Origin of the sequence: Hymenobacter lapidiphilus, from assembly GCF_003417065.2 — a bacterium.
In the GTDB taxonomy this organism is placed as follows: Bacteria; Bacteroidota; Bacteroidia; order Cytophagales; family Hymenobacteraceae; genus Hymenobacter.
Window position 1 is genome coordinate 1 of the sequence record NZ_QVLT01000040.1, and the last position, 20,662, is coordinate 20,662.

Here is a 20,662-nt window from a genome sequence, read left to right on the forward strand (position 1 = left end):
CAGCGCCCCGCCGGGCCGGATGCCGGCGGCCGCCCCCACCAGCAGCAGGCCCGGCACCACGGCCCGCCAGCCCCGCCCCGGGTAACGGGTGGCCGTGTAGAGCAGGGCGGCCCCGGCCAGCAGCAGCGGTACGCGGGTATAGTTGAACCAGAACCCATGTTCGAGCCAAGCCAGCCCGAACAGCAGCCCCAGCACCAAGGCCCGCGGCACGGGCCGCAAATGCGGCCGCAGCAGTGGCTCCAGCACCGCCCCCACCAGCACGGTAGCCCCATAAAGCAGCCCGTAGAGCGTAAGGCCGTACCAGGGCACCAGCGGCCAGGCAGCATACAGCCAGCCCCAGAGGGCGGCGTAGCCGTGGAAGTAGAGGTACAGGTTGGCCTGTGGAACGGCGGCCGTAGTCCCGCGCACCAGCCCCAGAATGGCCAGGTCGTCGTTGGTTTCGAAGTACGTGCCCAGCAGCCCGCCACTGAGCAGCAGCAGCCCCAGAGGCAGCAACAGAATCAAGAGCCGACGACGCATGGGCGCAAGGTAGCGGTACAATGGCGAATACGTGGCGGGCGCGGCCTTTCTTCCAATCACTCCTACCTTGCGGCGGTGAACCGACTGCCTGACTCGTTGCCCCGCTGGACGCTGCTTTTCGTCGGGCTGTTTACCGGGGCCTATTTCCTGCTGACCCACGAAGGGATTTACGGCGTAGACGACTATTACTACGCCCAGCATGCCTACCAGCTGCTGCACGGCACCTTGGAGCTGGGGCCCGACCCGCAGGAGCTGCTGCACGACCCGCTACACGAGCGGTGGCTGATCTTTGGACCGGTGGCAGTTTTCTTCGCGCTGTTTGGGGTCAATATTATCAGCGCCACCCTTTGGCCCCTGCTGGCCACCCTGGGCTGCGCGGGGCTGATTTATGGGCTGTACGGCCGGCGCGAGCCGGTAGTAGCTGCGGCGGCCATGCTGCTACTGGGCCTGCACTACTTCACGCTCAACCTAACCAACTACCTCTATCCCGACAACATCCTCATGTTCTGGTGCCTGGCCGGGGCGGCGGCGCTGCTGCGGGGCCGCGAGCCGGGGCGGCGGGCCGGGTGGTGGGGCCTGGGCTTTGCCCTGCTCAGCTTCGCGGCCCTGCTCAGCAAGGAAACCATTACCTACTACCTGCCTTTTTACCTTGGCATGCTGGCCCTCGATGCCGTGCGCCGACGGCATGGCCGGTTCTGGATTGTTGCTTTAACCGCGGGCACGCTGCTACTGGCGGCCTACGGAGCGTTTTATTACGTTGTTACCGATGATGTGCTGTACCGGGTGCACCTCATCGAGCAAACCAACCGGTTCCTGAGTGAGGGCAACTACCTGGTCGGGAACCGGGCTGCGCTGCTGGGCCGCGTTACGTGGCAGCCGCTGGGATTTTTCGTGGGTATCGGGCTGGGGCTGATGCTTACGTTGGCCGCCGCCGCATTGGGCCGGCCAGCCGGCACCCTGGCCCCGGGCGAGGCCACCAGTGAAGCGCCCGACCGGCGTTTCTGGCTGGCGCTGGCGGCCAGCACGCTGGCTTTTTATTGGCTCGGCAGCACCTCACTAAGCAGCTACAACCCCATCACCCTGCTCCCGCGCATGACTACGCCGCTACTGCCCCCGCTGGCCCTGGCAGCCGGTTTCGGGCTGCAGCGGCTGGTGCGGCAGGCGGGTTTGCGGGCCTTGATGGTGGGCTTGGTGTTAGTGCTGCTGACCGCTTGGCTGCGCACGGCCGTGGCCGTAGTCTACCTGTTGCCGGGGCTGGCGCTGATGGCCGTGGGGCTAAGCTCCTGGCTGCCCCGCTGGCCCGCGGCCCTACGGCCTGGCCGGCCCGCATTGGCCGCCGTGGTGGTGGCGGTACTGGCCCTGGCGCTGGCCGTGCGACCAACGTATTTCATGCGCAAGCCGCCGGTTTCGGCCCACGCGGCGCAGGTGCGGATGCTACGGCAGCTGGCCGGCCCGGCGGCACAGGGCACCGTGCTGGTCGATGATTTCCTGTTCGACAATTACGCTTTCAGCTACGGCTTCCAAGCGCCCAAAAGCCTGCGCTTCCGCCGCTACTTCGCCCGCGACTCCATCCGCATCAGCCCCACGCAGCCCGCCTGGCTGCTGCTCAACCGCGCCACGCTGGCCAATGATGAGCTCACCCGCAAGCTCATCCGCTACTCGCCCGACTCGGTGCTCAGCTGGTACCCCAATCGTCGCTTGGTAGCGCGGGATGGGCTGGTGGAACTGTATGAGGTGAGGAGAGATTAGTGGTTAGTGGTTAGCGAAGGAACGTCATTCAGAGCATGCTGCGCTTAGAGCAGGGACGAAGAATCTCGCGTGAACTCGTCGCGCGGTTGTCGTTTAACGAGCTTCACGCGAGATTCTTCGTCCCTGCTCTAAGCGCAGCATGCTCTGAATGACAGTCCTCTTTTTCCTACCCGAATCAGCCCATTACCTTAAATAGGCCCCAATCAATTACCCCAACAGCCCCTAACTCGCCCAGCAACTGGTATAGCGCGCGGGCTTCGGGGCGGCTGCGGTAGCGCAGGGCCTGGCGCAGCTCCCAGCGCACGCGCACTACCAGCGCGGCCCGCTCCTCGGGCGTCCGGCATAAGGCCAGGGCTTTGCGGCACACCACTATGGTAGAGGCCAGGTGCGGATCGTGGCGGCGGTAGCTTTTGGCCGATTTGGAGCGCGGATGCAGGTGCTTCTGCGTACTGACGATGTCCAGGAACTGAAACTCCCAGTCGCGGCTGCGCGCACCCAGAAATCGAAGTCTTCATAGCTCAGGCTTTCGTCGTAGCCGCCCAGCGCGTCGAGCGTGGTGCGGCGCATGAGCATAGTGGGCGTGCTGATGAAGTAGCGCGCCAGCACCTCGGCAAACACCAGGCCCGAGGCGGGGTGCGGGTGCAGGCGGCCGCGGGCGTCGCGGCGGTAGTAGTGGCGCACGAAGCGGCCCGATTCGTCGAGCAGCTCGGCATCGGTGTACACCACGCCGCAACGCGGGCCGGCCTGTTCGAAAGCCGCTACCTGCCGGGCGATGCGCTCGGGCAGCAGTACGTCGTCGGTGGCAAAATCAATTACGAACTCGCCCTTACTCAGCGCCAGCCCCCGGTTGAAGGCGCGGCAGTTGTTCTGGTTTTCGGGTAGCAGCAGCAGTTGCCAGCCAGGGTTCTGGGCGGCGTAGCGGCGCAGAATGTTGGCGCTGCCGTCGGTGCTGGCATCATCTACCAGCACCACTTCCAGGTGCGGGTAAGTCTGGGCCAGAATGGAATCCAGGGCCGCCTCCAGAAACCGGGCGTGGTTGTAGCACAGCGCAATAATGGTAACGAGGGGCATTATTGGGTCAGGTAATGAAAGTCGACAGTAAATCTGAGAAGTAGCTTGTTACGAGGCCTAGTGCAAGAGCTGATTGACATACTACGCATCGCCGACGTCTGGTTACCAGTGTTATTTTGCGGCAGCTAGCATCTGCATGGCCTTTTCCAGTACCTCATCGCGCTTGGCGCGAATGCCCTCTTCCGTGGGCTCAACCCGCACTTGCGGCACGATACCGACGCGCTGGGTTTCCCGGCCGTCGGGGTACAGTACGCCCAGGCCCGAAAAGCGGGTAACCAGATCACCCGGCAGCGTAATCCGGGTCACATCGCCATCGGCACCAGCCGTAGTAGAGCCCATAATGGTGGCCCGAGGATTGACTTGCAGCGCCATCGCCATGTATTCTGCTAGGCTCAGCGTGACTTCGTTTACCAGCACCACTACCTTACCCAGGTAGGGCCGCGGCATGGGCTGGAGCTCCAGCGGTTTGGTTTCAACCATCCGCCCCGGATACGTCAAATCCGGCATGGTGAATTTGACGAAGGCCGTGGGCTGCGTGACAAAATAGGCGGGCAGCAGGCGAAAAACCGAAAAAGCAGGGTACGTGCGCAGATCCAGAACCATCCCCTTCGTGCCTTCCAGCGCCTGCATGGCCACCGGCACCTGCCGGGGCGTAAGCTTGCCCAAGTGCAGGTAGCCTATATTACCTGCCAGAATCTGGTAGCTACTATCCTTCGAAATCAGGGCCGGATCGAGGGGCGCTTTGGTCAGCTCTGCCCGTTGGTAGCGGGGCACCGCAAGCAGCAACGGCTGGCCGGCCCGCAATACCGCTATTTTCCCCTCCGCCGTGCTGCCCCGCAACAAGTTCTCGCCGATGGCCGCCAGTAACGCCGCCTCGTTGGAGGCCGAGAGCAAGGGCCGTTGCCGTTTGATGAGGTCGGCGACGGACACCCCATCCACACTCGTAATGACATCACCTTTCTGCAAAGGGCACTCCGCGGCCAGAATGCTGATGGTGGCCTTGGCGTAAACGGGTTTGCCGCCGACAAAGCTCACCAAGCCGGGGGTGAGATACTCGCCCCAAAGGCGGGTCAGGCCCGCGGTTTTGTCTGATAAGGTCGCATGCGTATCGTGGATGCGGGCCGTGAGCTCCAAGACGGCCAGACGGTATTCCTCGCCCGTATTCGCGTTCAGGAAGCGCGGAATAAAGGCGGGCAACACGTTGTTCCAGTCCTCCCCGATCAGGTGCCGGTTGGGGTAGAAGTACTGGATGCTATTCCAGTAGCGAAACAGGGCCAGCAGGCGCAAACCTGCATCCGGCGTGGTTTGGCTGGCGTAGGCTTCTTCGTGAATAAAATTCGCGTTGCCAGCCGAACCGGTAGTTACGTAGTAGCCGGGCCCCTGGTGGCGGTTGTTGCGCAGCTGTTCGAGTTGCTGGCGTAGCGCTGGGCCAAGCTGCTTGGAGTCAGTGAGCCAGGCCAGATCGGCTTGCTGCTTGGCCGGCAGCGCGGGCTGGGCCGCGCACTGGGCGCAGGCCGGTACGTCGCCCAGCCCACGGAGCCAGGTACGGAGTACTTGGTCCCGCTCGGCTACCGACTTAGCCGCCAAAACCCCGGGCAGCAGGCGAAACAGCTCCGCATCGAGGTTAAACTTGCCCGCTGCCACGGCCGGATGGTAGTACTTAACCAAGCCCCACACCTTTCCCAGCACCGTCAGATGCGCTACTTGCTGGGCGGAGAGTTGTGGGAAGCTCACGCCTGAGCCCCGGCGAAACACCGTATCATGGGCGGCCGTTGTAAGCGAATTAAAAGGCTTCTGCGCCTGCACCCGGCCGGCCAGCGCAGTAATTAGAAGCAGGGTAAACGTCCAAGTACGAATTTTCATGGAACGTAGTAGTAGGGTAGATGCCGTGGTCTAGCGTTTTTTTGGGGCGTTTAGACGAATGATTCGGCTAATTCTAGGCGCTGGCGAAGGCCTGCGCCCAGCCCTGTGGTGTAGTTGAGGCGGGCGACAAAGAAAACAATAAATTACTTCCACCCTCTCCTTACCGCCAGATATCCCGCCGGAAATACCACAGGCTCCAGAGCAGCAGCAGGCCGTAGTCGGCGGCCTGGGCCCAGGGGGCGGCCAGCAGGCCCAGGCGGGGCAGCAGCAGCACCAGCAGCAACGCATAGGCAGCTGTCGAAACGGCCTGGAACGCCACGTAGCGGCCTACCTGGGCACGGGCCGTGAGCAGAAACAGCAGTGTCCAGGTCAGAAATTTCAGCCAGTCGGCCAGCAGCTGGGGGCCGAGCAGGTAGCCGGCGGCGGCAAAGCGTGGCTCGAACAGCAAGGGCAGCAGCCAGTCGCGCGTCAGCCACAACAGCGCCAACCCTACGGCCAGCGCCGGGGCCAGCACCAGCAGCACCAGCCGCACGAAGCGCCCCTGCGCAACGGGCGAGCTGCCCAGCGCCGCCAGCCGCGGGTAGTACACCGTGCCCAGCACCGACGACACCACCATGCCGTAGTTGTCGGAGAGTTTGGCCACGGCCTGCCACAAATCGGTGGCAGCCAGCCCAAATTGTTGCACCAGCACTTCGCGCAGCACAAAGCTGACGGCCTTGGTAAACAGCAGCGTGCTCAGGGCCATCAACAAAAACCTACCCAGCCCCCGCAACGCTCCCCGGCTGATGCGGCCGCGTGGCCAGGGCAGCAGCCCCGCCCGGGCAGCCACCACGGCGGCGGGCAGCAGCAGCAGGCCCTGGGCCAGCAAATAAGCCAGCAGAGCTTGTGGCACCGGGCCACCGCGCAGCAGCACGGCCGCCACCGCCAGCGGCCCGGCGGCGCTCAGCCCCACCGTCAGCCACACATATGTGCGGATGCGGCCGGCAGCCAGCAGTACGGCCACCGTCAGGGCGTAGCCAATCAACAGCAACAGCCCAAGGCCGAGCAGCAGCGTCTGGCCCGGCAGCAGTTTCAGCACACCTACCAGCGGGGCAGGTAATAGTACCAGAGCCAGCAGGGCCAGCGCGCCGGCCAGCATATTCAGCAGCAGTGCGCCCCCCAGCCAGGCCCGGTAACGGCCCGAGCCGGGCCGCAGCGGAGCCAGGTATTTTACCGCCCCTACATGCGTGCCATCGTTGGGCAGCGTGGTGAACAGGGCCATCAGGTTCTGGAAATGCGCCAGCAGCGTGAGGCCGCCCGGCCCGCCATACACAGCCAGCAACTTGTTGATTACCAGCGCCCCCGCCGTGCGGGCCACCACGGCCACCCCCGAGCCCGCCGCCCCACGCACAAAGCGCCCGATAAGTATGCGGCGGGGTTCAGTCATTTTTTGGGTGAGAGGGTAAAGAGGTGAGGGTGTTGTGAGGGTGTAAAAGAACGTGTCATGCTGAGCGCAGCGCAGCGGAGTCGAAGCATCTCTACTGCAATACTAATCCCGTCGATTGAAACGAAGCGGTAGAGATGCTTCGACTCCGCTGCGCTCCGCTCAGCATGACACGTTCTCTTTCCCTTCTTGCCCTCTTACCTCATTTCCTACTCACCCAGCTCCTTGCTGAATGTCAGCTTGAGGCCCGACACCGCCCCGAGGTGGCGCTTAAAGCGCAGCAACGACTCATCGACGCCAGTGGGCAGGGCCGAAATGCCCAGATCGAGCAGACGCATGCCGCTGGCTTTCCCAAAGGCGTGCAGGCCGGCATTGAGCAGCACCATGGGGCTGAGGTGGTTGTAGGCCAGCGGGCTGGCGGGCAAAAAGTGGTACAGCACGTCGGGGCGCACTTCAATTACCACCGATACGGCCGCCCACTCACCGGCCGCGTCGCGTACCGAGAACAGTAACACCTGGCCCGGCAGCGCCCGAAACAACGCCTGCAGCTGCTCCAGGCTCATGTTCAACGGCTTGCCCTTTTCCTGGCGGCTGCGGGCAATCAGTTCGTAGGCCAGCGGCAGCAGCAACGGCGGCTCCTGCTCGAAGCGCAGCCCGTGTCGCGCGCACTTGCGCAGCCGCCGCCGCTCCGAAGGATGCAGGTAAGCCTCATAGTCACGGCTCAGGGGCAGGTAGCTGTTCATTTCGACGGGGCCAGTCTGGTAGCCCAGCCGGCCGAGCACAGTAGCCAGGCGGGCGCTGGCGGCGGGCTCGTAGGCAAAGGCGTGGGGGCGCAGCGTAAGCCGGCGCACGCCCTGCGTCCGTAGGCTGGCTTCCACGGTTGTCAGAAAGGCCTCCAGCACTGTTTCGGGCAGGGTAGGAGCGGTTTGCACGGCACCAAACGGCGCCCGGCCGGGGCTGCGGGCGGCGTGGCCATCGGCGCTCAGATACACCGACAGCTGGGCCACGGTGTGGGTTTCGTTTTCCAGAAAAAAGTGCAGCACCTCGCCTTCGTTCCATTGCTGCAGGGCCTGGTGCACGGGCCGCAGATACAGCCAGGGCACGTAGGCCGGCGGCCGTACCGGCGCAGGCGCGAGGCCCGGCAACCGCCGCAACGTGTAGCCCGCGCCGGCCCAGGCAGGCAGTGGCAGCAGCTGGGCGGCAGCAGAAATAATGGAGGGCGAAAGCAAGGGCAAAACCGAAATCAGGAGGCGAAAGTACAACGATTTGCGCCGGGCATCCGCAGGGCATGGGCCAGTGCCGCACCCACTTTCCCGGCAAAATCCCGTAAACTGTTCCCGTTCTGCATTTCCTGCCCTATGCTCCCGCCACCCGCCGCCCGGTCCACCCCGCCCCTTCCCGCTAAGCCGTTCCTTACCGCGCCCCCTGCTCATGATTATAATGATGATGACGATAACGACCAGGAAATGTCAGCCGCCGATTTAGTGGAGTTGGAAACAGCCCGTCGGTTGCGTGAGGAGCGCATCGGCCAGCGCCCCGGCACGCTCACTATTCGCCCCGACGCGCTGCCCCCGCGCCTGCTGCTGACTACGTACGAGGAGGATTTTTTCCACGAGCAGGAGTATGCCAGCTACGACGAGCTGTACGCTTTTTTCCGGCAGCATCCGGACAAAAAGCACTGGCTCGATGTGCGCGGCTACAACGACCTGGCCCTGATAGAGCGGCTGCAGCATGATTTCAACATTCATCCGCTGCAGATGGAGGACGTGCTCAGCGACTACCAGCGGGCCAAGGTGGAGGAAACCGACGACGGCCTGTTCCTGGTTTCGCGCATGACCGAGTTTACCCGCCTGCTCACCATCGAAGACGACCAGCTCTCCGTTTTCACCGGCCCCAACTACGTGCTCACTTTCCAGGACGACTACGACGACTGCCTGGAGCCGGTGCGCGTTCGGCTGCGCACGGGCCGTAGCAGCCTGCGCCGTCGCCCGCCGCTGTACCTGGCCTACGCCCTCACCGATGTGGTGCTCGACCACTATTATCCTACCATGGCCGCCATCGGCGACTACCTCGAAACGCTGGAGGAGCGTATTTTTCAGGGCCGCGCCGACCGCCGGGTGCTCGCCCGCATCCTGCACGTGAAGAAGGATATCGTGCGCTTCCGCCGGCTGGTGTACCCGGAGCGCGAAAAGATTGCCGAACTGCTCCGCATGCCCGACGACGAGGTGCCCGAAGACATCAAGGTGTTCTTCAAAGACTGCTACGACCACGCCATTCAGGCCCTGGATTTGGCCGAGAGCTACCGTGAAACCGTCAGCAGCCTCATCGACCTGTACATGTCGGACCAGAGCAACCGGGCCAACGAAGTAATGAAAGTGCTGACTATTATCAGCAGCATTTTCATTCCGCTGAGCTTTGTGGTGGGCCTCTACGGTATGAACTTCCAGCGCGAGGCGCCCGACGCAGCATCAACCCGCTCAATATGCCGGAGCTATACAGCCCCTGGGGCTACCCGGTGCTACTGGCCCTGCTGGCCCTCATCGTCACTTTCCAGCTCATCTATTTTTACCGCAAAGGCTGGCTGACGAATAAGTGAGGTTTTGAGAAGTGAGAAAGGGAACGTCATGCTGAGCGCAGCCGAAGCATCTCTCCCTTTGGCTAAATCCTGTTGAAAGCAACGAAGCGGTAGAGATGCTTCGACTCCGCTGCGCTACGCTCAGCATGACGTTCTTTTTCCCTTATCACCCCAATACCTCCTTCCCTATTTCACCAAAATATCCGTTCTGCGCAGCTCGTTGCCGTTCACGCGGAACAGGTGGAACGTGCTGGTGGCGGGGTTGTAGGTGAGGTCGACGCGGGGGGTGGTGCTGTCGAAGGGCTTACCGCCGATGAGGCGGAAGCGGGCGTCGTAGAGGTAGGCCTTGCCGGGGCCGGTTTCGGTGAGCACGTAGGCCTGGCGGCCGGGGCCGAAGTTGAAGTACTGCACCGAGCGCGGAGCCGTGGTCAGGAACGACTGGCTGAGCAGGGATTCGCCCTCCGGATCGAATAGCGTGAGCCGGCCGCCATCTTCGCGACTCACTACATAGCCAGCCTGCCGCTGGTCGGCAATCAGGCGGAAGCGCGAGGTGCGGCTCCAGGTGGCTACCCGGCGGCGGGCCACCACGTCGCCGCTCAGGTTGAAGCTGACCCGCTCGCCGTGCTGGTTAACCACCGTCAGGCGCGTGCGGCGCAGGGTGACCCCGATTTCGACGAAGGCCGCGCTGGCCAGCCGCGCGCCCACGCTCAGCGGGAAGCCCGGGTAGGACCCGCCGGTCTGATCGAAGGCGTACACATAGCCGTTTTCGAGCAGCACCAGCACCACGTCGCGCCCATCCACCACCAGGTACTGCGGAGGAGCGGCAAGCCGGAATTCCAGCTGCTTGGGCTGCCAGCCGGCGTAGGCGAGGCCCCGGTTATCATATAGAAACAGGTTGCTGCCACTGCCGGCTACCAGCAGCCGGCGTGCCCCGCCCGGGCGCACGACCCCCGACACGCTCAGCGAAGTGGCGCGCACCGTATCGGGCAGGTTGAGCGGGAAGTTGGGCTGAAGCTGGCCGCTGTTGTTGAATTGGAATAGCTGCCGGGGCGTGGCCAGCAGCAGGCCGCCCGCCCCCGGCAGCCGCACAGTGGGCCCCACCAGCGGCCCGGGCAGCGAGTCGGACCAGGCCACCACGTTTTCGGGCGTTACATAGTGCAGCACGTGGGCCGTATCCTGCACCAGCACGCCCGGCAGCCGTGCCCCGGCCACTACTACGGCCTCGGGCGAGCTGCTCAGGGGCACTTTAAAATCGAGGACGCTGCCCGTGCCATCGGCGTTCTGGGGGCGGGCCTCGGCAGGGCCTTCGGCCGGGTGGCGCAGCAGAAACTGCGTGAAGTACTGCGCGCCGGCCTCCTGCTCATTATCGGCCGGCACCCATTGCAGCGACACCTGCGGGAAGCGTTTAAACAGTGTTTCGTTGCGCAGCAGCCCGGCGCGGCGCTGCTCCTGCAGGCCCCGCAGCAGCAGGTTCCAGCAGTTGCGCGTGTCGAGCAGCACCCGCAGGCGGGCCAGGGGCTGGGTTTCCTGCAGAAAGGCCACCTGCGTAGGCGAGCGGCTCCAGGTTTCGCCCGCACCCATGTCGGCCAGGTACTGGCGCAGGGCGGCCTCATCATCGCCAAATACTACGTAGCTGCCCACCTGCGCTACTACCGGCCGCGCCCCAAACCCCGTGAACAGGTCGCCCAGCAACTGCTGGGGCAGCTCGGCCACGCCGGTTTGGTACAGCTGGTAGCTACCCACTTTGCCAAACGAAGGGCTGGCGCCCACCGCCCGCCGTAGCCGGCCCAGTAGCGTGGTTACGCGGGCCGGGTTGGCGGTGTAGGCCAGTGCCAGCTTGCCCGGCCGCACCCGCGCCGAGTTCGTGCTGAGGTAGCACAGCGCCACCTCGCGGCTCAGCTGCCCGCGCAGGCTGTCGAGGAGTGACGGCACGCCCGGGGCGAGCGAGTCGGTAGCGGCCCGGGGCCGGGGGCCGCGCAGGGCCGTTACCGGCCCCAGGCCCAGATGCACAACCAGCGCAGCCCGTAGCGGCAGCACCTCGGCCATGTGCAGGCGCTGGGCGGGCTGGCCCTTCAGCTGCTGGTGCAGGCTGCCGCTGGCAGTTTCGGGATTGGCGAAACCCTGGAAAACCACCTTGTTGCCGGCCAGCCGCATTTCGGTCAGTTCGTTGCGGGCCAGGCTGGCCACGGCCGCTATTTCGGGCGTCAGCTCGGTGCGGAACAGTACGCCCAGCAGCTGGGGCAGCCGCCGCTGGTTGAGCAGCAGCGTGGCATCCACATCGCGTAGCCGGAAGTAATCGGTGCTCTGGAAATCGGCGGCTACGGTGGGCATCTCGGGCCGGGCCAGGCGGCGGGCCACGGCCTCCACGAGACCCGGCGTGCTACTAAGCACGAGGTGGTTGCGATAGTTGAGCAGCGTGATACCGCCACTCTCCTCGCCTTCGGTGGCTACGCGGCGGCGCACGTCGGTGAGCACCTGGCCCTCATAGTCGCGGGTGGTTACCTTGAAGTCGGGTGCGCGGCCCAAGTCTTCCAGCAGCCCGCGCACCTGCCGGTACTCACGTACGCTGCCGATAGGAACCTGAAACAGCAGCCCGAACTGCTGGGGTGCGGTTACGTGGACCGAGGTGAGCACCCGCTTGCGGCCCAGAAACTTGAGCAGCACATCGCGTCCCCCGGCTAGGCTGTCCACCAGCACCAGGTTTTCCTCGACCTGTTGAAAATAGCGTACGGCCGTCAGGTTGTCCCAGACCTGGGTTTCCTTGAGATGGCGCACCAGCGTGGGATGGTCGCGGGTCATGGTCACCAGCACGGCGTCGTCGGGCACCAGGGCCCAGGGGTCGACGGGCACGCTGGCCACGGTGCGGCGGTAGTACACGTAGGAGCCCAGCGCCGTGAGCAGCAGCAGCAGGGTAAGCCAGACGAGTACGCGGTTGGACATGCGGGGAAAACGGGAGACGGCAAGGGCTAGGCAGGCAAAAATAGGCAATCGGGCCGGAGCCGGACGAGATTGAGCCAATACGCGACTCGGTGACTAGAGGAACAAGGTCAGAACGGCATGCAGAGTGCCACGAAGAATCTTGCGTGCAGTCGGATGGGGTCCTTCTGCCACGTCAGCAAGCGAAATTCTTCGCCGCGCTATGCATTGCGTCCTTTATTTACCGGGTTGCCTAACCCCCTCATTGCCCTTCATCCGCTATCTTCCGGCCCCAACTCCCTTTCTTCATTTCTTATATGTCCGAAAAGCAAGGCCATTTCCAGCGGGCCATTACGCTGTTTGATGCCGTTATGATTGTGTCCGGCAGCATGATTGGCTCCGGTATTTTCATCGTTTCCTCCGATATCAGCCGCAAAGTAGGCTCCTCGGGCTGGCTGCTGGTGGTGTGGCTGCTCACGGGCGTGATTACGCTGGCTGGGGCCGTGAGCTACGGCGAGCTGTCGTCTATGTTTCCGAAGGTGGGCGGGCAATACGTGTATCTGCGCGAAGCCTACAACAAGCTGGTAGCCTTTTTGTACGGCTGGTCGCTGTTTCTCGTCATCCAGACCGGCGTAATTGCGGCCGTGGCCGTGGCCTTTGCCCGGTTTGCCGGCGTGCTGTTTCCCTGGTTTTCGGAGGCTAATGTGCTGTTTGAGATAAAGAATATGCCGCTGCTGGGCTCGTTCAAATTCAGCACGGTGCAGCTGCTGGCCATTGCCATGCTGGTGCTGCTCACCTACATCAACTCGCGCGGGGTGCGGGGCGGCAAGTGGATTTCCAATGTGTTCGGCAGCACTAAGCTTGTGGCGCTGGCCCTGCTCATTCTGTCGGGCCTGTTTCTGGGCATCAAGCAGGAAGCCCTGAGCCAGAACTTCCAGAACGTGTGGCAGGCCGTGAGCTTCGACGCCACCGGCCAGGGCACGCCCCTCACGGTAGCGGCCCTGGTTACAGCCATTGGCCTGGCCATGACGGGCTCGTTGTTCAGCTCCGACGCCTGGAACAATATCGGCTTTGCGGGCGACGAAATTGTGAAGCCCGAGCGCACCATTGTGCTGAGCATGGCCCTGGGCACGGGCATCGTAACGGGCCTGTACCTGCTGATAAACGTGGTGTACCTGCTGGTGCTGCCGCTGCACGGCGACCCGGCCGCCACCGACGTGCTGGGCCGCGGCATCCAGTACGCCACCGACGACCGCGTGGGCACGGCCGCCGCCGAGAGTATTATGGGCCCGGTGGGCGCCTATGTAATGGCCGTGTTGATTATGATCAGCACGTTCAGCGCCAACAACAGCATTCTGCTGTCGGGCGGGCGGGCCTACTACGCCATGGCCAAAGACGGCGTGTTTTTCCGGGGGATGGCCCGCCTGAACAAGGCCGGCGTACCGGGCGTGGCTTTGTGGGGCCAGTGCGCCTGGGCCAGCCTGCTGTGCCTGTCGGGCTCGTATGGTGAGCTGCTCAACTACGTGATGTTCTCGGTGATTCTGTTCTACGTCATCACTATTATCGGCATTTTCGTGTTGCGCCGCACCCGCCCCGACGCGCCGCGCCCCTACCGGGCCTGGGGTTACCCGGTGGTGCCGCTACTCTACATCGTGCTGGCCTCCGCGTTCTGCTTCATCCTGCTCACCGACCCTGAAAATTCTAAATTCGCCCAGCGCGGCCTGCTGCTTGTGGCCTTGGGCGTGCCGGTGTACTACCTGTTCCGCAGCCGGTTCAAGAAACTGGAAAACTAAAGCGCTGAAAGGCCTTTAACGCACTCAGCCCCTGATGCTAGCCAGCATCGGGGGGCTGAGTGCGTTAAAGACCCTCTGCCCATGGCTTCAGGGCGGCAGCATCAGGCTTGCAGCACGAACAAATAAGGCTAATCGGTTACATCGGTGCCGGCAGCCAATGCGCAGCCAACTGCCTGTATTGCCCCGCTGTGGCCTGCAGGTGCGCGTGGCAGCAAGCGGCCGCCGCCCCTCCCCCGACTTACCCAGGCGCAAAAAGCCCCTGATACCAAGGCTGACATCAGGGGCTTGCTCACGTGCTGGCTTCTTCGTGTTTTCCGCTTCTTTACCGACGGCGGCGCTTGGCGCCTTCCCGTGGTACGAGCGTAACGTTCTGGGTTTTGGTGTTGCGCGAGCGAAGCAGCTGGTCTTCGTAGCCGCGTAACCGTAAAGCAGCGTGTTGTCGGTTCCGGCGGGTACTTCCAACGCGTAGTTGCCGTTGGCATCGGTGCTGGTAGCGGCCTTCGAGCCTTTGAGCAGAATGGTGGCGCCGGCCAGCGGCTGGCCGTTCTCATCGAGCACCCGCCCATTCAGCTTCAGGGTAGTGGGGGCCAGCTCGGCGGGCTCTGCCACGGCTACAGGGGTGGCGGGCACAACCGGCGCCAGCGCCACTTCATCCGGCCCATCGGCCTCGGGGGCAGCGGCCGGGGCAGCAGCAGTGTTGCGGGCAGTGGCCGCAGTGCGGGCGGCGGCTGGGGCTGGCTTGGCCGTCTCAACAGGTGTAGCAGCAGTGGCCGCATCGGCCGGGGCCGTTTCATCGGGGGTGCGCGTGCCCGTTATGGAAGCCTCCCCCAACATCATGGTGGGCGTGGGCAGCTCGGGGGTGCCGCCAGGGTTGGTTATAGCAGTCGGTAGCAGCAGGTAGCCCACCAGTACGGCAGCCACAATGCCGCCGGCAATCAGGGCCAGCCGGCCGTTACCCGACGAGAGTTCTTCCTCGTCCGGGGTGATATCGGGCGAGAAATCCTCGTTTTCAGGCGTGATTTCGGGGGTGGTGGGAGTAGAAGAGTCCATAGGCGCGGCTTGGTAAAAGCAAAAAAAAGGAAGTCGGCCGAGTCGACGGATGAAGACAATAGCTACTGCATTATCCCAATCCGATACTATCGGATCCTAAAGATATAGGATTACCGTTGTCTTTTTCAACCCTTTCTGCGGTTTAAAAAACAATCTTATCCGAAAAAAGCGTTCTACCGGTCTATTATTTGCAATTCCCCCCAATAAGCCGGTCGGCAAAAGCAGCGGCCCCGCAGGGCGTCCGGCCTTCCCAACCGAATCCGAGGATACGATCAAGGGTAGCCAACCGTCCTGCGGGGCCGCTGCTTTTGCGGTTCGTGCTATGCCTTAGTCCTGAGCGGGCTGGGCAGGACCGCTGGGGGCATCTTCGCCAAATTTCTGCTCCTGGCTGCGAATGGCGTTGCCCATCTCGTAGCTGCCTTCCACATCAAAGCCGGGGCCGGTGTTGGGCTGGGCCGTGTCGGAGTGGTCGTTGCCGCCTTGGGGCACCCCTTCGCCTCCGACAATGGTCAGGTTTTCGAGCTGGTCTTTCTGGTCGGCGCGCTGGGTGTAGCCGCCAGCACCCACGTTGCGCTGGGCCGAGGGGTCGGAGGCGTCTTTGCCGTTGCTGAGCAACTTGTCGTACTCCTGCTTCTGCTTGAGCTGCTCGTTGTCGGGAATGGCGCTTTGCTGCGCATTAACAATTTCCTTGTTGCTATTGAGGTCGTTGTCGTTCTGGTTGGGGGTAGCCATACGGGGGTGATAAATGAGTGGAAGAAGATGCTTGCTTTACGCGGGGCCGGGGGCCGGGGTTAAGGCCGAATTCGGGCTATATTCGTAGCTGAGCCGAATTAACGAAGCTTTAAAATACCTTGCGGCCGTAAGTACCAGCGGTTCGCGGCCCCGGCCAGAACTACAACCGCCTCAACTTACTTTCGTTTTCCTACCCAGCGCTATGCACCTCGTTATTATCGGCAACGGCATCACCGGAGTAACGTGCGCCCTCACGGCGCGGCAGCTACGGCCCGAGGCCTGCATCACGCTCGTATCGGCCGAAAGCACCCATCATTTCTCGCGGCCCGCCCTGATGTACGTGTACCTGGGCCACATGCGCTACCAGGACATCAAGCCCTACGAAGACTGGTTCTGGGCCGAAAACCGCTTGGAGCTGGTGCACGCCACCGCCACCGGACTCGACACCGCTACCAAAACCGTGCAGCTCGACAACGGTATGGCCCTGGCCTACGACAAGCTGCTGCTGGCCACCGGCTCGCGGGGCCGCCGCGGCTCCTGGCCGGGCTCGGAACTAGCCGGCGTGCAGACCTTCGTGACGCTGCCCGACCTGGAGCTGCTGACCCGCGACACCCGCCAGGGCGTGCGCGAGGCCGTAATTGTGGGCGGCGGGCTGATTGGGGTCGAGCTGGCCGAGATGCTGGCCGCCAAGGGCATGGCCGTTACCATGCTCATCCGCGACGCCCGCTACTGGGGCGCCATTCTGCCGGCTGAGGAAGCCGCCCTGGTGCAGCGCCAGCTCGACGCCCACCACATCGTTACGCGCTACGGAACCGAGCTTGAGGAAATTCTGGCCGACGAGAACGGCCGGGTGCGGGCCGTGCGCACCACCGCCGGCGAGGAGCTGCCCTGCCAGTGGCTGGGCCTGGCCATCGGCGTAGAGCCCAACCTCGATTTAGCCGCCGCCGGGGGCCTCGATGTTGACAAAGGCGTACTTGTGACCGAGCACCTGCAAACCACCGACCCCCATGTATATGCGGCCGGCGACTGCGCCCAGCTGCGCGCCCCGACCGCGGGTGAGGTGGCCGTAGAGCAGCTTTGGTACACCGGCCGCCAGCAGGGCGAAACCGTGGCCCACACCCTCTGCGGCGCCGCGCCCCGCCCCTACCAGCGCGGCCAGTGGTTCAACTCGGCCAAGTTCTTCGACCTCGAATACCAGACCTACGGCCGCGTGCCCGCCGAACCCGCCGCCAACGAGCATAGCTTCTGCTGGCAGCACCCCACCCGCGCCGCGCTGCTACGCATCAATTTCCGGCCCGACACCTTGGCCGTAACTGGCCTGAATGTGCTGGGCCTGCGCCAGCGCCACGACACCTGGGCCGCTTGGCTACAGGCCGGCACGCCGGTTACCGAGGTGCTGGCCAACCTGGGCGCGGCCAACTTCGACCCCGAGTTTTTCCGCCAGCACGAGGCAGCCATTGTGGCGCAGTTCAACCAGCAGTTCCCGCAGCACGCGGTGCAGCTGCGCCGCCGCAAGGGCCTGTTTCGCGTATAGCCCGGCGGCCATTTTCGCCTTTATTTTCTTCCTCCGCATGGATTTCAGCAAACTTTACCATCCCAGCGCCCTCAACAGCTTCCAGTACATTGCCGTGGTGGGCGCCATCATGAGCGGCGGCGCGCAGCTCATCATCCACCTGCTCAACTACCCCCGGCCCGAGGGCTACCTCTACCTGTACTGGTGTTGGCTGGGTCTGTACATCGTGGGCTCGTTGCTCAACCTGTTCGGAAAACCCAACAACGGCCACCATCATCACTAAAAGTAGCGGTTAGCCAGAACGTCATTCTGAGCGCAGTGCAGCGGAGTCGAAGAATCTCTACTGCAATGCTAATCCTAACATCAGGATTTGCTGTAGCGGGAGAGATTCTTCGGCTACGGCTCCGCACCCTGGCTCTATGCGCCACATGCTCGGAATGACGTTCAGTCCAATCATCATCCAGCCCTGCCCATGACCACTACCCAAACGTTGACCGCCGATGCGCCCCTACCCGAGGTGGCGGGCACCGAAAAGCTGCTGCTGACCCTGGTAGCGCTAGGGCTGCTGCTGCTGCTGCCCGCCACCTTCGATGCCGATGCGCAGCGGGCGCACGCCTGCTTCTACGCGGCGCTGGGCCTCATCAGCATCGGTACGCTGGGCTGGGCCGGTTGGAAATACGGCCGCAAGCCACCCGGGGTGCAGCATAACAACCTGTGGCTGCGGGCCAGCACCAGCCGCGGGGCCGTGGCCTGGATTACGGGCATCGTGCTCACGGGTTTCTACGTCATCCTCTACTGGTTCAGCAGCCCCGACGACCAGGGCAATTTCGGGCCGCTCAACCAGCTCGTGCACGCCCTCGATCCGTTTAGTCAGGCGTTGCGCAATAAGCCCTCCGACCAGTGGTTTCTCTACGGCGCCTTTTACACGCTGGCCATTCTGGTGATGGGCGTGCGGGGGCTTTTGAAGTACCGCCACTCGCCCTACCACCTCATCCGCACCGGCTCGCTGATGTTCTTTCAGCTCGGGTTTGCCTTCCTGCTGCCGGGGCTGCTGCTGGCCTTTCAGCGGCCCGAATTCTACTTCAGCTACTTCTGGCCCCTCAAACAGGACTACCTGTTTCCCGACACCGTGGGCTACCTGCTAAAGGATGGCGGGCCGGCGCTGGGCGTATTCATGGTGTTCTGGACCGCCGTTATTTCCTTCGTGGCCACGCCGGTGCTCACCTACTTTTTCGGCAAGCGCTGGTACTGCTCGTGGGTGTGCGGCTGCGGGGGCCTGGCCGAAACCGCCGGCGACCCCTATCGCCAGCTCTCCGACAAAAGCCGCACCGCTTGGCGCTGGGAAGTGCGCATAATTTACACAGTATTGGGGCTGATTGTGGCCCTCACCGCCCTGCTGTGGGTGGGCGCTTCGGGTGCGGTACCGGCCTTGCAGGGTATCACTCAGCCGCTTTCTCAGGCCTATGGTTTCGCTATTGGCGCTGTATTTTCGGGCGTGATTGGCGTGGGTTTTTACCCGTTGATGGGGGCGCGGGTGTGGTGCCGCTTCGGCTGCCCAATGGCCGCCTACCTGGGCTTGCTCCAGAAGCACTTCTCGCGCTTCCGCATCACCACCAACGGGGCCCAGTGCATTAGCTGCGGCAACTGCTCGAACGTCTGCGAAATGGGCATCGATGTGAAGCAGTATGCCCAACGCGGCGAGCCCATCATCCGGGCCTCCTGCGTGGGCTGCGGCATGTGCTCCACGGCCTGCCCCCGCGGCGTACTCAACCTCGAAAACGGCCCCCGCGAAAACCGCTACCAGGGCTCCCAACTCATCCACGCCGATTCGCTGCGGATATTGAGTTAGGCACGGTTCCCCGTGCTCTCTAAACCAAATGCTAAAGCACGGCATGATACCACCAAGAGAAAGCCGGTTTACAATCATTTCAATGTTTGTAAACGGCTTTCTCTTTTGACTTTTTTTTCGTCTTCCTTAACTCTTGGCCAGCTTGGTCAGCACTTCCTTGGTTTTGCTCACGTGGTCGGCGGCGTTACTCAGCGAGTTGAAGATGTACTGGATGACGCCTTGCTGGTCGATGACGAACGTGACGCGGCCGGGCAGCAGGCCCAGCAGGGCGCGGGGCACCTCGTAGAGCTTACGCACCTGCCCACCGGTGTCGGCCAGCAGCGGGAAGGGCAGGCGGTGCTTGTCGGCGAACTGCTGGTGCGAGGCTTCCGAGTCGGAGCTGACGCCTACCACTTCGGCCCCGAGGTCCTGGAAATCCTGGTATTCGTCGCGGAACGAGCAGGCCTGGGTGGTGCAGCCGGGCGTGTTATCCTTGGGATAGAAGTAGAGCACCACGTTGCGCTGGCCGCGCAGGTCGCTGAGGCGGAACGTGTCGCCGGTAGCAGTGGGCAGGGTAAAATCGGGGGCTTGGTCGCCGGTCTGGAGCATAGAATTGGAGCGGCGCGGGGCCGGTAGCTGGGCGCGGAGCTGCGCGGGCTTAGCCCAACCGTGGGCCGGTGCAAAAGTAGCCCAAAACTGCCGATGCGCCCCCGCAGCCGGCACGCCAGCTGCCGGCCCGACCGAAGCCAGGGCATCTGTGCATCTTTGCACCGCTTTTGGTGCCGGCGGCAGTTCGCCAGCGCCGGCCAGCCGCCCGAATCGGGCCGGCCGCCTCTCTCCTCCCCGCTCCTGCATGGTCATCGACGTTATCATTCCCGCCTTCAACGAGGAGCAATCTATTGGCCGGGTGCTGGCCGAAATTCCGGCCGGGTTGGTGCGCGAGGTTATCGTGGTCGACAACAACTCGGGCGACCAGACGGGGGCCGTAGCAGCCGCAGCCGGGGCCACCGTGCTGCGCGAGCCCCGCCCCGGCTACGGCCACGCCTGCCTGGCCGGCATGGCCCACTGCTTCGCCCGCCCCGCCGCCGAGCAGGCCGACATCATCGTGTTTCTCGATGGCGACTATTCCGACTTCCCCGCCGACATGACGGCGCTGGTGCAGCCCATCGTGCGCGACGAGGCCGACATAGTGATTGGCTCGCGGGCCCTGGGCGAGCGGGAAAACGGCTCGATGCTACCCCAGCAACTATTCGGCAACTGGCTGGCCACTACCCTGCTGCGCTGGTTCTACGGCGCCCGGTTCACCGACCTGGGCCCGTTCCGGGCAATCCGGCGCGAGGCCCTGCAACGTATCGGCATGCAGGATACCACCTATGGCTGGACGGTGGAAATGCAGCTCAAGGCCGCCAAGCTTGGGCTGCGCTCCGTGGAAGTGCCCGTCCGCTACCGCCGCCGCATTGGCGTCAGCAAAGTATCGGGCACCGTAAAAGGCACCCTGGGCGCGGGCTATAAGATTCTGTGGACGATTTTTCGGTATTTGTAAGGGACTGTGAGGTGAAAAGAGAAACGTCATTCAGAGCGTAGCGAAGAATCTCGCGTGCTGACGTTAGTTTGTCGTCGCAATGGTAGC

17 protein-coding genes are annotated in these 20,662 nt (G+C 63.6%); 7 read left to right on the plus strand and 10 right to left on the minus strand.

What is annotated here, in order from left to right; genetic code table 11:
* On the minus strand, window positions 1–519 hold a 519-nt coding region (locus D0N36_RS17065; RefSeq protein WP_199798364.1), incomplete at its 3' end, for a hypothetical protein.
* A gap of 75 nt (window positions 520–594) precedes the next feature.
* Here D0N36_RS17065 and D0N36_RS17070 point away from each other — a divergent pair.
* On the plus strand, window positions 595–2,268 hold the full coding sequence (locus D0N36_RS17070; protein ID WP_190242736.1) for an ArnT family glycosyltransferase: 1,674 nt from the start codon (window positions 595–597) through the stop codon (window positions 2,266–2,268).
* Window positions 2,269–2,443: 175 nt separating this feature from the next.
* On the opposite strand, the gene D0N36_RS17075 is transcribed toward D0N36_RS17070, so the two are convergent.
* The 5 genes from D0N36_RS17075 to D0N36_RS17095 all read right to left on the minus strand — a co-directional run bounded on the left by D0N36_RS17075 (window position 2,444) and on the right by D0N36_RS17095 (window position 7,854).
* A complete protein-coding gene (locus tag D0N36_RS17075) occupies window positions 2,444–2,635 on the minus strand; it encodes a hypothetical protein (RefSeq protein ID WP_147320956.1) in 192 nt (63 codons plus the stop codon).
* Between the two features lie 2 nt (window positions 2,636–2,637).
* Window positions 2,638–3,339 (minus strand): glycosyltransferase family 2 protein, encoded by a 702-nt coding sequence (locus tag D0N36_RS17080; protein WP_116943038.1) that lies wholly within the window; start codon window positions 3,337–3,339, stop codon window positions 2,638–2,640.
* Between the two features lie 111 nt (window positions 3,340–3,450).
* Window positions 3,451–5,202, minus strand: a complete 1,752-nt coding sequence (locus D0N36_RS17085; RefSeq protein WP_116943039.1) for a S41 family peptidase — start codon at window positions 5,200–5,202, stop codon at window positions 3,451–3,453.
* 160 nt (window positions 5,203–5,362) lie between these two features.
* The gene (locus tag D0N36_RS17090; RefSeq protein WP_116943040.1) at window positions 5,363–6,628 is read right to left on the minus strand and encodes an MATE family efflux transporter; all 1,266 of its coding nucleotides are present in this window, start codon (window positions 6,626–6,628) and stop codon (window positions 5,363–5,365) included.
* Window positions 6,629–6,834: 206 nt separating this feature from the next.
* Window positions 6,835–7,854: a GNAT family N-acetyltransferase gene (locus D0N36_RS17095; protein WP_190242737.1), complete on the minus strand. Its 1,020-nt coding sequence runs from the start codon at window positions 7,852–7,854 to the stop codon at window positions 6,835–6,837.
* A 129-nt stretch (window positions 7,855–7,983) separates the two neighbouring features.
* On the opposite strand from D0N36_RS17095, the gene corA reads away from it, so the two are divergent.
* A complete protein-coding gene (gene corA, locus D0N36_RS17100; protein WP_242478979.1) occupies window positions 7,984–9,210 on the plus strand; it encodes a magnesium/cobalt transporter CorA in 1,227 nt (408 codons plus the stop codon).
* Between the two features lie 176 nt (window positions 9,211–9,386).
* On the opposite strand, the gene D0N36_RS17105 is transcribed toward corA, so the two are convergent.
* The gene (locus D0N36_RS17105; RefSeq protein ID WP_116943041.1) at window positions 9,387–12,140 is read right to left on the minus strand and encodes a hypothetical protein; all 2,754 of its coding nucleotides are present in this window, start codon (window positions 12,138–12,140) and stop codon (window positions 9,387–9,389) included.
* Between the two features lie 293 nt (window positions 12,141–12,433).
* On the opposite strand from D0N36_RS17105, the gene D0N36_RS17110 reads away from it, so the two are divergent.
* Window positions 12,434–13,909 carry an APC family permease gene (locus tag D0N36_RS17110; RefSeq protein WP_116943042.1) on the plus strand — a complete coding sequence of 492 codons (1,476 nt, stop codon included), beginning with the start codon at window positions 12,434–12,436 and terminating at the stop codon, window positions 13,907–13,909.
* Between the two features lie 87 nt (window positions 13,910–13,996).
* Here D0N36_RS17110 and D0N36_RS17115 read toward each other — a convergent pair whose 3' ends face one another.
* The gene (locus tag D0N36_RS17115; protein WP_116943043.1) at window positions 13,997–14,959 is read right to left on the minus strand and encodes a carboxypeptidase-like regulatory domain-containing protein; all 963 of its coding nucleotides are present in this window, start codon (window positions 14,957–14,959) and stop codon (window positions 13,997–13,999) included.
* Between the two features lie 327 nt (window positions 14,960–15,286).
* Window positions 15,287–15,691 (minus strand): hypothetical protein, encoded by a 405-nt coding sequence (locus D0N36_RS17120; protein ID WP_116943044.1) that lies wholly within the window; start codon window positions 15,689–15,691, stop codon window positions 15,287–15,289.
* A gap of 202 nt (window positions 15,692–15,893) precedes the next feature.
* Between D0N36_RS17120 and D0N36_RS17125 the strand changes: the two genes are divergently transcribed.
* From D0N36_RS17125 to D0N36_RS17135, 3 genes are all read left to right on the plus strand, one after another.
* A complete protein-coding gene (locus D0N36_RS17125; RefSeq protein WP_116943045.1) occupies window positions 15,894–17,225 on the plus strand; it encodes an NAD(P)/FAD-dependent oxidoreductase in 1,332 nt (443 codons plus the stop codon).
* Window positions 17,226–17,262: 37 nt separating this feature from the next.
* Complete coding sequence (locus D0N36_RS17130; protein ID WP_116943046.1) at window positions 17,263–17,487, plus strand: hypothetical protein; 225 nt, start codon at window positions 17,263–17,265, stop codon at window positions 17,485–17,487.
* A 189-nt stretch (window positions 17,488–17,676) separates the two neighbouring features.
* Entirely contained in the window at window positions 17,677–19,053 is a 1,377-nt protein-coding gene (locus tag D0N36_RS17135) for a 4Fe-4S binding protein (RefSeq protein ID WP_116943047.1), read from the plus strand.
* 126 nt (window positions 19,054–19,179) lie between these two features.
* On the opposite strand, the gene D0N36_RS17140 is transcribed toward D0N36_RS17135, so the two are convergent.
* The gene (locus D0N36_RS17140) at window positions 19,180–19,641 is read right to left on the minus strand and encodes a peroxiredoxin (protein WP_116943048.1); all 462 of its coding nucleotides are present in this window, start codon (window positions 19,639–19,641) and stop codon (window positions 19,180–19,182) included.
* 244 nt (window positions 19,642–19,885) lie between these two features.
* On the opposite strand from D0N36_RS17140, the gene D0N36_RS17145 reads away from it, so the two are divergent.
* The gene (locus D0N36_RS17145; protein ID WP_116943049.1) at window positions 19,886–20,575 is read left to right on the plus strand and encodes a glycosyltransferase family 2 protein; all 690 of its coding nucleotides are present in this window, start codon (window positions 19,886–19,888) and stop codon (window positions 20,573–20,575) included.
* Window positions 20,576–20,662 lie beyond the last annotated feature (87 nt).